This is a genomic window from Leifsonia sp. Root4 (assembly GCF_001425085.1).
Classification (GTDB): Bacteria; Actinomycetota; Actinomycetes; order Actinomycetales; family Microbacteriaceae; genus Microterricola.
Window position 1 is genome coordinate 38,698 of sequence record NZ_LMDN01000007.1, and the last position, 14,323, is coordinate 53,020.

A 14,323-nucleotide genomic window follows, 5' to 3' on the forward strand; every position below is an offset into this window, starting at 1 on the left:
AAGGCAACTAGAAGAGTGTATTACATCCGAGAGGCGAAGTTGTTCACCACGTCGGCCGAGACGGCCTGAACCTGCTCGGTTGTAGGGCCGGGATCCGCGACAAATACGGCGCGTCGGTAATATTCCAGCTCCCGAATTGATTCCAAAATATCTGCCAGAGCGCGGTGTCCGCCGTCTTTTTTGGGCGCGTTGAAGTAAACACGCGGGAACCAGCGACGCGAAAGTTCCTTGATCGAGGAAACGTCGACGTTGCGGTAGTGCAGGTGCGCATCCAGGCGGGGCATGAACTTCGCCAGGAACGCCCGGTCGGTGCCGATCGTGTTGCCGGCCAACGGGGCCTTCTGCTCGGTCGGGACGTGCTTGAGCACGTACTCGAGCACCTGGTACTCGGCATCGGCGACGCTGACACCACCGGGAATCTCTTCGATGAGGCCCGACGTCGTGTGCATGTTGCGCACGAAATCGTTCATTGACTCCAAGGCGGAGTCGTCGGGTTTGATCACGATGCTGAAACCCTCGTCAACGGCCTTGAGGTCATAGTCGGTGATCACCACCGCTATCTCCACAAGTTCATCGACCTCGAGATCGAGGCCCGTCATTTCACAGTCGATCCAGACCAGACGGTCGCTCGCATTCGTCATGGCCCCAGTCTACCGAGGCGCGCAGACGTGCCCCCGCGCATGCGTTCGTCCCCGAACGGCTGCGGTATCGTTGATAAGTGCGCCTCCGTAGCTCAGGGGATAGAGCAGGAGCCTTCTAATCTCTTGGTCGCAGGTTCGAATCCTGCCGGGGGCACCAGAACAAACAATCTCCCGGTGCTTCTCACCTCTTGGTCGCAGCTTCGAATCCTGCCGGGGGCACCAGACCTCCACGACCGCAGGCGACCACCCGCGGGGCGGGTTCAAGAGCCCTCCGGCGAAATCGTCGGCGTCGCTGACGGGGCCAGCGGCGCGTCCGGCGCGGTGAGCCCGGCGATCGCGTGTTCGAAGGCGGCGAGCGTCGCGGCGTCGACCGTACCAGTCGGCTCGACGCCGAGCTCGGTCTGGAACGCCTGCAGCGCCGTGGTGAGCGTATCGGTCCACACCCCGTCGACCGGTCCATCCCAGAAACCGACGAGCTTCAACGTCTGCTGCACGGCAGCCGTCGATGCCAGCGACTCCTGAGCGGCTGCGCCTCCGAGCGCCACGAGTTCGGCCTGAAGCGCTGCGGCCGTCGCCTTGTCGACCGTGCCCGTGACAGGCAACGCGTTGGCCGCCTGGAGGTCCTCGACCGCCTGCACGGTCAACGGCCCGGACACGCCGTCAACGGTGCCGGAGTAGTACCCGGCCGTGGCGAGGTCCTGCTGGAGGGCGAGTGTATATTCGCTGACGGCCGCCTCGGCCTGCACGTGCTGATCGTCGGTGAGGCATCCTGCATCGGCGAAGAGCCTGAGCCACGCCAACTCGAGCGCGACGACCGCGCTGTTGAACTGCTCGGATGCTTCGGCGAGTGGCGTCTGCGCCGTGACGGCTGTCTGCGCGTCATCGAAGTCGGCCTCGGCCCGTTTCACCCGGTCGACGGAGGAGGCGGGCGCGAGCGGCGTGCTTGTTGTGGTCGCGGTCGGATCACCGATCGAGGGCGTGCCGGACGGCCCAGCCTCGGCCGCGGCCAGTGCCGTCTGGGCCTGGACGAGATCCTGCTGGGCGACCACGAGAGTCTGCTGCGCAGCGACCGCGGCTTCTGCGCCGTCGAACGCGTCGTCACGGGGATCGGCGAGATCGGCGCCAGCCGCTTGAACGTCACCGACGGTCGGTGCAGTGTCGTTCAGTACGTCGCCGTACCGATCGAGTGCGTCGATGTACAAGCGGCTCGCGCCGCAGAACTCCTTGGATGCGGCGTCCAGCTCGGCCTGAGCGCTCGCCACAGCCTTCTCCTTCGCAGCGACCTGCGTCTTCGCCCGGTCTACGCTATCGGCGCCCTCGGCGCATCCGGCGAGCCCCGCGACAATGGCGATCGGCACCACGGCAGTTGCAAGGATCCCCATCATCCTTGAGCGATCTGTGTTCACACGTATCCTCCGACCATGAGACTGCACGTTTTCACATCATGGCACCGGGGCAGGCCGCTGTGCCAGACAGTGGACATCAGAAACGCAACGCTCTCCCGGCGCTTCTCAGCGCCTCACGCGGCAGGAGCTGCGGCTTCGCGGTCGGCACGTCGGGCGCGATAGCGCTGTTTCTACCGCGGCAGGGCCGAGCGGCATCCGCTCGCTACTGCTCGACGGGCTGCACGCGCCGGGCTCTGGCGCGCTTGACGAGGCGCGCGACAACAAACCAGAACATCAGCGCGAGGATGGCGACGACGACGATGTCGGAGAGCACTCCGCTCCACTGCTCGAGGACGGGCTTGATCGCCGGCCCGAATGCGAAACCGAGGCCGATCCAGACTCCGTTCCAGAGGCCGGAGCCCGCTGCGGTGTATGCCGAGAATGTCCAGAACGGCATCCGCTCGACACCGGCCGGGATCGAGATGAACGACCGCACGAGGGGAACGCAGCGGCCGAAGAACACCGCCATCCCGCCCCAGCGGGTGAAGAAGGCCTCTGCACGGTCGAAGTCCTCGTGCTCCATGAGCGGAACCCGCCCGACCAGGCGGCGGGTGCGATCCCGGCCGAGTGCCGCGCCGATCCAGTACCACGCCCATGCTCCGATGAGAGCTCCAGCGGTCGCCGCGGCCCATGCGAGCCAGAAGTTCATCCGCCCCTCGAATGCAAGGAATCCTGCACCGGGCAAGACGGCCTCTGACGGGATCGGCGGCACGAATGTCTCGATGAGCACGGCCAACCCCACGCCGATCTCGCCGAGCGTCTCCATGAGGCTCAGGACCCAACCGATGAACCCGTCGTATCCGGCGGTGGAGTCGGTCGCTGCTGTCATCAGGCGAGCTAGGGACATGGTTGAGGCGTTCTCCACTCGTGGGGATTCGGACAGTAGTCGGTGCGTGCAGGATGTGACGATGGCGGCGCCCGTCACGGTGGAAGCTCCATTATCTCGGCGTCGGCCTGAACAGGGCCTGAGCGGGTGCCCGCGGACCCGGCCACCACCACCCATAAACCGAGTCGAACTCGGGTTTGACACGCCGTGCGCGATGCCGCATGCTGTGCTGGCAGCATCGCCCACGCAATTGTCACGATGGAGTGTCATGAAATCGGTTCGCCGTCCCGTTGTAGCGCTGTCCACCATGGCGATCCTCGTCGCGATCCAGGCGGTCGCAGACCCCACCGGCCTGCTCGCCCTCGTCGGCTGGCCGGGCGCCGCCCTCCGCGTCGACCTCGGCCTCTGGCCGCTCGCCCCATATGTGGTGTTCGTCCCGGTGCTGCTCGGGGTCACCTGGTGGGCGACGCTCCGGGCCGGTGACCGTTTCTGGACGCATACGGCCGGTCTCACCCTCGCCGTGCTCCTCGCCCAGGCCGCGGCCTGCCTTGCGATGACATGGGATGTCGCAACCGCCGTCTGGGCCGCCGGATTCGTGGCGGCGAAGGCCGTTCCGGCCGCGCTCATCGTCGCCGGGTTCACCCGCTGGTTCGGCGGCGCCCGCGCGCGGTCGACATTCAGTGCGGGGTCGGTCTGGCCCCCGGCCGTGCTCTTCGCCGGTATTGCACCCCTCGTCGCCGGGCTCTGGTGGACGGGGGCCGCTTACGCACCCGGCATCCCTGTTGCGCGCGCCGACCACGGTGCCCTCGTCATGATCGTGGCTGTCGCGCTGCTCGCCGGCGCCACCGCACTCTGCCTGCGCTGGATGCGCACACGGGTTCCTGGCGTGCTGGGCGGCTGGCTGGCCGCACTCATCGCCGGCGGAATCGTCGGACTCGTGCAGGCTGCGGTCGGCTTCGTCGTCGACGGTGGACCGAGCGGTGACGTCTGGCCGCTGATGGTCGCCTACGTCGCGGTCGCAGACGGGCTCGCCTTCGGCGCCTGCGTCGGATGGGTCGTCGGGCTCGGCGCGCTTGCCACGGATCGAGTGCTGGCGAGCAGTTCCGCCCGCACGCCGTTGCTCGTCGCCGCCTCGGTCGCCGTGGTCGCGCTGGGTGCCGCACTGCTCGTTCCCGCTTTCGGTGCAGGGTCCGCCGCCTCGGCATCCTCAGCGGCCCCGGCGGGATTCCTCCGCGCCGACGGCGAGATCATCACGGATGGTAAGGGCAATCAGGTGTTGCTCCGCGGGGTCAACGTCAACCAGCTCGTCGACTTCTACCAGCCTCAGCCCGATGTCCCCGCGACGCGGCCACTGACCGAGGACGACTACGCCGACATGGCGGAACAGGGCTTCAACGTCGTGCGCCTGAATCTGTCGTGGTCGGCGCTTGAGCCCGAGCGCGGCACGCTCGATCCCGCGTACGTGGAGCAGATCACGGATGCCGTCGACTGGGCCAAGCAGCACGGGATCTACACCGTACTCGACATGCACCAGGACTCCTGGTGGAACGGCCCGACGGAGGAGGGAACAGCGTGTAGGCCTGGGACAGACCCGATGTGGGGCTACGACGGGGCGCCGGCGTGGGCGACGATCACCGACGGAGCGCCGCGCTGCCAGTTCATGGGACGCGACATCTCCCCCGCCGGCAACCGCGCGTTCCAGCATTTCTACTTCGACACCGACGGAGTCCAGAGCGCACTCGCGCGCAGCTGGGGCGAGCTCGCCGGAATCTTCGCAGACGAACCGATGGTCGCCGGATTCGATCTGCTGAACGAGCCCGGTTTCGGGCAGACGGCACCGGTGACGACCTCTCACCAGCTCGGGCGGTTCTACGATCGGGCGATCCAGGAGATCCGCGCCGCCGGCGCGCCCCAGATCGTCTTCTTCGAGCCGAGCATCCTCTGGTCTGGGTTGGGCTTCGACTCCGGTCCGACGCCGGGGTTCACCGACGACAGCAACATCGTGTTCTCGCCGCACCTGTACGCGGAGTCGATCACGATGGACCGCGACCTCGGCATCCCCCCGATCGTCAGCCTGGAACGCCAGTTCACGCTCGCGGAACGCGTCGCGGCGGAGTACGGAGCACCGCTCTGGTCTGGCGAGTACGGATACTGGGGCGAGGACGACGACGTGCTCCAGCGTCTCAACCGCTATGCGGATGCAGAGGACGCGCACATTCTCGGCAGCGCCTACTGGGTGTGGAAGCAGGCCTGCGGCGACCCGCAGAACGGCATCGGCCCTGTCGGCAACGCTCTGATGATGCAGGACTGCGCGACGGGCGGCGACGCACCGCCCAAGGCAGACCTGCTGGAGATCCTGAGCCGCGCCTACCCGCGTTTCTCCCCCGGCGTGCTCACCTCGCTCGACGCCGACGGGGCGCGTGTGGAGTTCGCCGGCACGACGCCGGAGCGCGTGTGTGGGCTTGAGGTCTGGATTCCCGGCACCGTCGAGCCCGAGCTGGAGACGGCGGGCATCACGGATGTCGAGACGGTCGCTGTGCCGGGCGGTTGGAGCGTGACGGGCTGCGCGGAGGGCGACTACTCACTGGCGACCGCCCCGTAGCGCCCGCTGGTTGAGCCTGTCCAACAGCTCCACTGGTTGAGCCTGTCGAAACAGCTCCGCTGGTTGAGCCTGTCGAAACCCACCCGCCGGACGCGCCTCCCTCCCCACGTTGGCTCGAGGGAGCGCCAGCGACCGAAGCCTCCTCCGCTGGTTGAGCCTGTCGAAACCCACCCATCGGACACGCCTCTCTCCCCACGCTGGCTCGAGGGAGCGCCAGCGACCGAAGCCCTGACACCCCCGAACACTCCGTTGGTTGAGCTTGTCGAACCCCAAAACTCCGTTGGTTGAGCTGAGGAACCGCCACCGATGCTGGGACGTCTCGACGCCGGTTTCGATACGGCCGCGGGCGGCCTACTCAACCAGCTGTGTGAGTTTGCTGGCCGTGTAGCGCGACGCGCAGCGTGAAAGGCGGCCGCCAAACCTCAGGCAATCTCCGGAACCGCAAGCGATGCTGGTGCAGTTTTCGCGGGCCTCGGTCTCGATACGGCCCAGCTGGCGGCCTACTCGACCAGCGGGGTTGTCGGCCTGGATCTCGATACGGCCGCGGCGGGCGGCTTACTCAACCAGCTGTGTGAGTTTGCTGGCCGTGTAGCGCGACGCGCAGCGTCGCGAGCAGAGCTGCGCCGATTTCGACAGGCTCAATCAGCGGCGGTCCGCGCCGGGAGCTCGTGCGGGGCCTGCGCCCCGGAGCCTCCCGTAGAATTCACCGTTGGCCCGTGAACGCACGAGCGCAGGGGCGAAGGAGAACAATGAGCCTGATCAGGTTGCACGACGTCGAGGTCCGCTTCGAGAACACGCAGATTCTGCGCGAGGCCTTCCTCCGCCTCGAGGCCGGCGACCGCATCGGGCTGATCGGCAAGAACGGCTCGGGCAAGTCAACGATCCTCAAGCTGATCCTCGAACAGGTGACCCCGGATTCCGGCACCGTCACACTCGAGCAAGGCACCAGAATCGGGTACTTCTCGCAGTTCTCCGAGCTCGACGGAAGCTCGACGATCCTCGAGGTGCTCGACGAGCTGTTCGCACACGTCAAGCTTGTCGAAGCGGAACTCGCCGGCATCGACGCCGACATCGCCGCCGGACCGTCCGCCGAGGAGCTGGACCGGCTGATCCACCGCCAGGCCGAACTGTTCGAACAGATGGACCACATCGACGGTTGGGACTACAGCCGCCACATCGACACGGCACTCAGCACGCTCGGCTTCTCCGAGGCACATCGCAACAGCCCGATCGACCAGCTCTCCGGCGGTTGGCGCAACCGCGCGGCGCTGGCCAAGCTCCTGCTCGAGCGTCCAGACGTGCTGCTGCTCGACGAGCCGACCAACTACCTCGACGTCGCGGGTGTCGAGTGGCTCGAGGCCTGGTTCCGCGACTTCCGCGGTGCCGCGATCATCGTCTCGCACGACCGCCGCTTCCTTGACTCCGTCGTGACCCGCATCATCGAACTCGAGAACTTCCACCTGCACGAGTACCCGGGCAACTTCGGCGAGTACATCGTGCAGAAGCAGTTCCGGTTGAAGACGCTGCAGGCCCAGTTCGTGCACGAGTCGGAGCTACTCGCCTTCGAGTCGGAGGGCATCGCCGACCGTCGCGAGGCTGCAAAGGCCGCCAACCGCAAGCTCGGCACCCAGCTGGCCACGATCAAGAAGTCCCGCGCGCCGCGCCCCGTCGACGAGATCATCACCGAGATCTACCGTTCGCTGCACGTGAAAGACGTGCTCTGCCGCGTGGAATCGATCGGCAAGGCCTACGGCGAGAAGCAGCTCTTCGACGACCTCAGCTTCGAGATCCGCCGCGGCAATCGCTTCGTGGTGCTCGGCGCGAACGGCAGCGGCAAGTCGACGCTCCTCAAGGTCCTCACCGGCGAGGAGCGCCCGGACACGGGGAAGGTGAACTGGGCCGGCGGCGTCGGCGTCGTCTCTTACAACCACATGCTTGACGAGCTGGATGACGACGACACGGTCACCCACGCCGTCAACGCCCTCCCGGGCAGCCTCGCCTTCTCGGCGACCCGCAAGTCGGTCAACCGGTTCCTCGCGATGTTCCAGTTCTCAGAGGCCGACCTCAAGCAGAAGATCGGCAACCTCTCCGGCGGCCAGCGGGCGCGCGTCGCCATGGCGCAGTGCCTGCTCTCCGGCGCATCCGTGCTGCTGTTGGACGAACCGACGAACCACCTGGACATGTCGAGCACGCAGGTGATGGAGCGCGCGTTGCTGCACTTCCCCGGCGCCATCGTCACCGTCAGCCACGACCGCTTCTTCAGTGAGAAGGTCGCGAACCGCTACCTGGTGTTCGGAACCGACGCCTCTGCCCCCGGTGCGATCGCGGTGCGCGCGGCCTGACGCCGCCGCCGGATCACGGCGACACCGCCCGCGACGCAGGCAAGAACCAGCACGGCGATCATGACGACGAGGTTCGGCACGCTGGCACCGGCCTCGGCGACCCAGGACTCCAGGGCGAAGAGCGTGCTCGTCGGCAGCCCGGCGCCGACGCCGTCGGAGCCGATGACGAGCAGGAAGATGCCGAGCCCGAGCGAGAGCGCTCCGGAGACGATGGCGTGCCAGCTGTTCGTCCAGCGCCCGATGTGCACGAGGCGCGGGCGCAGCCAGGCCGTGCGACCGCGCTGAATGCGCTTCCAGGCCAGCGCCAGCACGAGTAGCGGCAGCGTCATCCCGAGTGCGTAGATGGCCAACAGGATGCCGCCATAGACGGGATTCGCCCCGACCGCGGCGATCGTCAAAACCGAGCCGAGGATGGGGCCGGTGCAGACCCCGGCCACGCCGTAGGCGGCGCCGAGGAGGTAGACGGCGATGCTGCTGCCCGCATCCTTCGACTCCCGCCGCCCGATGGTCGGCAACTGGATGCCGAGGATCTGCACGATGCCGAGCGCGATCACGACGAGCGCGGCGATGGTCACGAGCAGCCCTTGGTTGGCCAGCAGGAAGGCGCCGACCGCCCCGGCGAGAACGCCGAGCGGCACGAGGGTGGTCACGAGGCCGAGGTAGAAGAGCCCGGTGCGCGCGACCAGCGTGGCCGGATCGCTGAACGCGTACGCGAAGAATGCGGGGAGCAGCATCACCGAACAGGGGCTGAGCAGGCTGAGCACTCCGCCGAGGAGTGCGCCGAGGTAGCCGATGTCCATCAGTGACCCGCCGCTGCGAGCTCCTGGTCGATCACGTCGCGGAACGCGCTGAGCGGCTGCGCGCCGCGCACGGGGGTGTCGCCGACGATGAAGGTCGGCGTGCTGCTCACGCCGATCGCCGTTGACTCCTGCGCCTCGCGGACGACGCGCTGCGCGTGCGCCGGGTCGTCGAGCGCGACGGTGAAGGCGTCGACGTCGAGCCCCGGAACGGCGGCGGCGATGCCGAGCAGCGCGTCGCGGTTCCACTCGGTCTTGCCGGTCGGCGATGTCGCGTAGAGCGCTTCGGCATACTCCCAGAACATGCCCTGCGCGCCGGCTGCGTGTGCGGCGATCGCAGCATCGGGCGAGGTCTCCCCCAACACGGGGGCGTCGCGCCATTCGATGCGCACGAGGCCGGCATCGACGTACTCCGTCATCAGCGTCGGCAGCACCTCGTTGGCGAAGACGGAACAGTAGGCGCAGCGGAAGTCGGCGTATTCGATGAGCACGACCGGCGCATCGACGGACCCCTTGGCCGCGGTGTCTGCCGGGTCACGCCGGGCGAGCTGGGAGAGCTGCGGCGCATCGCTGGCCTGGCCAGTGGCGGGCGCCGATGCGGTGGGCGCGGGGGCCGCGCCGGGCGCCGACTGGTTCTGGGCGATGACGCCGATGATCGCGACAATGACGATGACGACGCCAGCCAGGATGCCGGTGATCCAGAGTCGGGTGGAGCGCTGTCGATTGTGAACCGATTGTGATGCCAAAACTGTTGTGTCTCCAAGACCTTGACCGACTGGTCCACGTAGAGTACAACATGTATCCAAGAGCCATGCCCAGAAAAGTGTGCAGGGCGACGCGTGCACAGGAAAGCGAGAAATGGTCGACTCCCCCAGCGCCGCCGAGCGCGTGCACACGGCCATTCGCGCCGGGATCATGAGCGGCTTCTACGCGCCGGGAAGCATGCTCAGCGAGGCCGAACTCGCCGCGGCCCACGGCGTGAGCCGCACGCCGGTGCGCGCCGCACTGTCGCGGCTCCAAGAGGAAGAGTGGGTGATCGTCTACCCCAAGCGCGGAGTACTCGTGCGCGAACTCAGCGCACAGGAGGCCTACGACTTCGCCGACGCCAGGCACCTGCTGGAGAGCAGCTGTGTTCAGCGGACGCGTCCGGCGGATCGCGCACTCCTCGCCGACAGACTCAGCGCGCTGCTCGACGCCCAGGAGAAGGCGATCGCGGCTCGCGCGCTGCCCGAGCTGATCGAACTCATGTTGGCCTTCCACCGCGGCTTCGTCGAGGCCGCAGGCAATGAGACGCTGCTCGAACTCTACGACCGCCTGAACGCCAGGCACGCGATGATGATGATTCAACGCCGGGAGGCTTTCTTCGCACGCTCGGACGCGGTGATGGCCGAGCACAGGTCGCTCATCGCCGAGCTGCGCACTGGCGATTGGGTGGCGTTCACGGCGACGCTGCGCACTCACATGATCGATGCCGATTCCCTGCAGCCCGGCATCGGCTGACGAGCAGACGGCGCGCGCTGCGCGGCATCCGATCGCGCCCACGTAGCCTGTAACCATGGCGACATTCCGGGTTGGGCGATTCTTCGGCGTTCTGGCTGGAGCGGTGGTGATTCTCGCCGTCGGCGTCTACGCACCGGCGACTCTGCTCGGCCCGTTGCCCGCGGCGTCGGCGACGGCGGCCGACTCGCTCCCCGCATCGGATGCCGCCGGGCCCGTGCTCGGCGAGAACGGCGCCAGCGCCGTCATTCTGAGCGGCGACACCGTGCCTTTCGCCCTCGGCGGCTCGACCGACGCCCTGCCGATGGCCTCGATCACGAAGCTCGTCACGGCGCTCGTCGTGCTCGATGCGAAGCCGATCGAGCCGGGCGCGGCCGGCGAGACCCGCGTCATCGGCACGGACGACTACCAGGATTACATCGATTACAGTCGCGACGGCGCCCGCACGGTTGTGGTGTTCCCGAACGAGAAGTGGACGCAGCGCGAGATGCTGCAGGCTCTCGTGCTCGGCTCCAGCAACAACCACGCCGACACGCTCGCCCGCTGGGCGTTCGGCAGCGTCGATGACTACCTCGCCGCGGCATCCTCCTGGCTCGCGGAGCAGGGCCTGGACGGCATCAGCGTCGCCGACACGAACGGGCTCTCCCCCGACAGCCGCGGCACCGCAGCCGACGTGGCCCGCCTGGCCGCACTCGTGCAGGCGGAGCCGGCGATCGCCGAGATCCTGGCGAATCCGCCGTCGGCGCTCGTGAACAATCGCGGTGTGACGAACACCACGGCGTATCTGGAAGACGAAGGCGTCACCGGAATCTCACGCAGCTACACCGATGAGGCCGGCGTCTGTCTGCTCCTCACGGCAAGCGTCGCCGCCCCGGAGGGGTCAGCGGAGACGGAGCCGCTGACGTTCTCGGCGGTCTACCTCGGCTCGCCCGACTACGACACCCTCGAGGCCGATGTGCGCGCGCTCATGGCCAGCGCCGCAGCGGGCGCCGGCACCGTTCCGCTGATCGAGAAGGGTGCAGCGTACGCGGCGATCAGCACGCCGTGGGGCGCGACAGCATCCGCCGTCGCCATCACGCCGCAGGAGCGCAGGGCCTGGGCAGCGCGCGATGCCAGCATCGACGTGCAGCTCGATGACTTCAGCACCGGTTCGGCCGGCGCGATCGTCGGCAGCGTCACGGTGGCGACCCCGGGCGGTGAGCATCGCTCGCGGTTGCAGCTGGATCGCGCGATCACCGACCCCGGTGCACTCTGGCGCCTGACGAACCCGGTGCCCGTGATCGGCACGCTGCTCGCCTCAATGCGGGAGTAACGCAGCGGGCGTGACGCAGCAGGGCCGACCGGCCTCGCACACCAGGAGCGCGCGCTCGCGCGGCTGCTCGCGCGCCTCGTACTCCGCCCACTGCCGCTGCCACTCGTCCCAGTGGGCGTCGAAGCCGCCTGCGTCGCGGGCGAGTGCCCTGTCCTTGCGCACGGTGTCCTCCGCGCCGACCCACACCGTGATGTCGGCGAACCGGGCGGCGTCACCGATGAACGCTCCGCAACCCTCGATGATCACGGGGCGCTCGGCGTCGACGGTGTGCCACTCCGCCGGAGCGCGACTTGCCCAGTCCCAGCGCCGCCAACCCGCCGGCTGCCCGGCCGCACGCGCAGCCAGCACGCCGGAGCGCATCTGTTCTGCGCCCGCGACGAGGCCGCCCCAGCCGGGGTACACGTCATCGAGGCGGACGAGCTGCGGGGCGGCGTCCGTCGGCCACGCCGCAATGAGGCGGTCGGCCAGCGTGCTCTTGCCGGCGCCGCTCGGGCCGTCGATCAGGATCACCGCGGTGCGCGGCGCGGCCACGATCATCGCGAGCAGCGGGCGGATGTCGCCGCCGGCGGTCTCGGCGCTCGCCCCAGCGCCGCGCTCGACATCATCGTCAGCGCAGCACAAAGTTCCAGCTCCCCGTTGCGACTGCCACCGTGACGGCGGCAGCGGCGATCGCGAAGCCGACGGCGATGGCGAACCATTCCGGAGCCGCGAAGACCGATTCACGGGCCCAACTGCGCCGGGTGGCGCCGCCGAAACCACGGGCCTCCATGGCGGTGGCCAACTTGCTGCCGCGGCGGATCGAGAGCACGAGCAGCGCGAACGCCTGCCCGAGCAGGCGTCGGAGCAGGCCCCGATCGGCGACGCCACGGGCACGCCTGGCCAGCTGCAGCGATCGCCAGTCGTCGATGAAGAGGCCGACCAGGCGCAGCGCGGCCAGCGCGCCGAGCACGAAGCGGCTCGGCAGCTTCGCGACCTGGGCGAGCCCGTCGGCGAGTTCGGTCGGGTCGATCGTGATGAACAGCACGACGGCCGGCAGTGCGATCGCCAGCACGCGCATGCAGGTGGCGACGCCGATCGCGAGCGAGCCCTCTGTCACGTGCACCAGCCAGAACTCGAAGTATGTCTCGCCGGATGCCTGCCCGTAGAGCACCATGCTGAAGCCGGTGAGCGGTGCGGCGATCCACACCGGCAGACAGCGGGCGCTGAAGATCACCCTCCCGAGCCCGCCGGCGCAGAGCACTGCGATCTCGAGCAGCATGGCGACCGTCGCAGACACCCAGTCGAGTGTGAGCACCAGTGCGAGGGTGATCGGGATGGTGGCGGCGATCTTCGCGACGGGGTTCAGCCGGCCGAGCGGGCTCGTGGTGCCGACCGGGGCCAAGACGCTCATCGGCGAAGCTCCTGTTCGGCGTGCGCGCCGAGCACGTACTCCTCGTCGGCCAGTGCGTGCACGAATGCGGCGTCGTGCGTCACGGCGACGAGCGCGTGACCCTCGTCGACGAGCCCGGCCAGGAGCGCGAGCAACTCGCGCCACGTGCGTGAGTCCTGGCCGAACGTCGGTTCGTCGAGCACGAGCATGCGCGGCCGTGTCGCGAGCACGGTGGCCACGGAGAGGCGGCGCTTCTCGCCGCCCGAGAGAGTGAAGGGGTTCGCCTCGGCGAGGTGGCTGAGCCGCAGGCGCGTGAGCAGCTCGTCGATGACGGCGCTGATCTCCGCAGCGCTCGCGCCGACTGCCTTCGGACCGACGGCGAGCTCGTCGCGTACCTTGGCGGTGAGGAACTGGTGCTCCGGGTCCTGGAACACCGTTCCGACGCGGGTGAGCAGCTGGCGGGACTTCCAGCGGATCGGCGATGGGCCGGCCCCCTGCGCAAGGGCGTCCGTGGCGATGAGTTCACCGCCGGCCGGCGGAAGCAGCCCGGCCAGGGTGAGCGCGAGCGTCGATTTGCCCGCGCCGTTCGGGCCCGTGACCGCGAGCGCACGGCCGGCCTGCACGCCGAGCTCGATGCCTTCGGCCACCGGATGCCGCGGCACCCGGCTCACCGCGAGGGAGCGTGTCTGGAGCAACGGCGTCGCCTCGGCTGCGCGTCGGCGCTCAGGGGCGGCCGGCGCGAAACCCGGAACCCACACGCCGGCTGCCGCGAGGCTCTGGCCTTGCTCTCGCAACACACGCTCCGGCTCGCCGTCGGCCAGCACGCCGCCATCGGCGCCGAGCACGATCACGCGGTCGACGAGCGGCAGCCACACCTCGACCCGGTGCTCGACGACGACGAGCGTCGTCGAACGGTTCTCGAGCACGCGGCCGACAGCCTGTTGCACCTCGATCACCCCGGCCGGGTCGAGATTCGCCGTCGGCTCGTCGAGGAGCAGGAGACCGGGGCGCATCGCCAGCGCGCCGGCCAGGGCCAGGCGTTGCTTCTGCCCGCCTGAGAGCGCCGAGGTGCTCCGTTCCAGGCTGACGTCGAGTCCGACGGCGTCGAGGGACTCACGCACCCGGCGCCAAATCTCCTCGCGCGCGAGTCCGAGGTTCTCGCAGCCGAATGCCACGTCATCGCCGACCCTGGAGAGGATCACCTGGGAGTCCGGATCCTGCAGCACGAGGCCGCTCCGACCCCGGGCTGCGGCGGCCGGCATCCGGTCGATGAGCATGGCACCACTGTGCTCGCCCTCCTCCTCGCCGCCGAGCACACCGGCGAGGCCGTGCAGCAGGGTCGACTTGCCGGCGCCGGACGCGCCGAGAAGCAGCACCCGCTCCCCGGCAGAAATCGAGAAGTCGACGCCATTCACCGCCCAGGCGCTGCGGCCGGCATGACGCCAACCCCAGCCCTGCACGTCGACGCGCGCCGCGCCCTGCTGCACCATCA

Annotated in this window: 12 protein-coding genes and 1 tRNA gene; 5 read left to right on the top strand and 8 right to left on the bottom strand. The window is 68.6% G+C overall.

The window, feature by feature from the left end; genetic code table 11:
* Positions 1-20: 20 nt before the first annotated feature.
* A complete protein-coding gene (orn, locus tag ASC66_RS17565) occupies positions 21-641 on the bottom strand; it encodes an oligoribonuclease (protein ID WP_055842823.1) in 621 nt (206 codons plus the stop codon).
* 81 nt (positions 642-722) lie between these two features.
* Here orn and ASC66_RS17570 point away from each other — a divergent pair.
* A tRNA-Arg gene (locus ASC66_RS17570) sits at positions 723-798 on the top strand.
* Positions 799-901: 103 nt separating this feature from the next.
* Here the strand turns inward: ASC66_RS17570 and ASC66_RS17575 are convergent.
* Both ASC66_RS17575 and ASC66_RS18240 read right to left on the bottom strand, forming a co-directional pair.
* The gene (locus ASC66_RS17575; protein ID WP_235497010.1) at positions 902-2,047 is read right to left on the bottom strand and encodes a peptidoglycan-binding domain-containing protein; all 1,146 of its coding nucleotides are present in this window, start codon (positions 2,045-2,047) and stop codon (positions 902-904) included.
* Between the two features lie 202 nt (positions 2,048-2,249).
* Positions 2,250-2,915 carry a DedA family protein gene (locus ASC66_RS18240; RefSeq protein ID WP_235497011.1) on the bottom strand — a complete coding sequence of 222 codons (666 nt, stop codon included), beginning with the start codon at positions 2,913-2,915 and terminating at the stop codon, positions 2,250-2,252.
* A 265-nt stretch (positions 2,916-3,180) separates the two neighbouring features.
* On the opposite strand from ASC66_RS18240, the gene ASC66_RS17585 reads away from it, so the two are divergent.
* Together ASC66_RS17585 and ASC66_RS17590 are read left to right on the top strand one after the other, a co-directional pair.
* Entirely contained in the window at positions 3,181-5,514 is a 2,334-nt protein-coding gene (locus tag ASC66_RS17585; protein WP_162243524.1) for a cellulase family glycosylhydrolase, read from the top strand.
* Positions 5,515-6,263: 749 nt separating this feature from the next.
* The gene (locus tag ASC66_RS17590; RefSeq protein ID WP_055842839.1) at positions 6,264-7,856 is read left to right on the top strand and encodes an ABC-F family ATP-binding cassette domain-containing protein; all 1,593 of its coding nucleotides are present in this window, start codon (positions 6,264-6,266) and stop codon (positions 7,854-7,856) included.
* Here the strand turns inward: ASC66_RS17590 and ASC66_RS17595 are convergent.
* Positions 7,796-8,656, bottom strand: coding sequence for a cytochrome c biogenesis CcdA family protein (locus ASC66_RS17595; protein WP_055842842.1), 861 nt, complete (start codon positions 8,654-8,656; stop codon positions 7,796-7,798). The two genes, ASC66_RS17590 and ASC66_RS17595, sit on opposite strands and share 61 nt — an antisense overlap.
* The gene (locus tag ASC66_RS17600) at positions 8,656-9,399 is read right to left on the bottom strand and encodes a DsbA family protein (RefSeq protein ID WP_055842845.1); all 744 of its coding nucleotides are present in this window, start codon (positions 9,397-9,399) and stop codon (positions 8,656-8,658) included. The genes ASC66_RS17595 and ASC66_RS17600 overlap by 1 nt, the downstream gene beginning before the upstream one ends.
* A 112-nt stretch (positions 9,400-9,511) precedes the next feature.
* Here ASC66_RS17600 and ASC66_RS17605 point away from each other — a divergent pair, with 112 nt between their 5' ends.
* Positions 9,512-10,153: a GntR family transcriptional regulator gene (locus ASC66_RS17605; RefSeq protein ID WP_055842848.1), complete on the top strand. Its 642-nt coding sequence runs from the start codon at positions 9,512-9,514 to the stop codon at positions 10,151-10,153.
* Between the two features lie 55 nt (positions 10,154-10,208).
* Positions 10,209-11,462: a D-alanyl-D-alanine carboxypeptidase family protein gene (locus ASC66_RS17610; RefSeq protein WP_157509851.1), complete on the top strand. Its 1,254-nt coding sequence runs from the start codon at positions 10,209-10,211 to the stop codon at positions 11,460-11,462.
* Here ASC66_RS17610 and ASC66_RS17615 read toward each other — a convergent pair.
* From ASC66_RS17615 to ASC66_RS17625, 3 genes are read right to left on the bottom strand one after another with little or no spacing between them, the layout of a single operon-like run.
* Positions 11,448-12,083, bottom strand: coding sequence for a nucleoside/nucleotide kinase family protein (locus ASC66_RS17615; protein WP_055842854.1), 636 nt, complete (start codon positions 12,081-12,083; stop codon positions 11,448-11,450). The genes ASC66_RS17610 and ASC66_RS17615 overlap by 15 nt on opposite strands.
* Positions 12,070-12,852, bottom strand: coding sequence for an energy-coupling factor transporter transmembrane component T family protein (locus tag ASC66_RS17620; RefSeq protein ID WP_055842857.1), 783 nt, complete (start codon positions 12,850-12,852; stop codon positions 12,070-12,072). Before ASC66_RS17620 ends, ASC66_RS17615 begins: the two co-directional genes overlap by 14 nt.
* Positions 12,849-14,321 (bottom strand): ABC transporter ATP-binding protein, encoded by a 1,473-nt coding sequence (locus tag ASC66_RS17625; RefSeq protein WP_082492493.1) that lies wholly within the window; start codon positions 14,319-14,321, stop codon positions 12,849-12,851. Before ASC66_RS17625 ends, ASC66_RS17620 begins: the two co-directional genes overlap by 4 nt.
* Positions 14,322-14,323 lie beyond the last annotated feature (2 nt).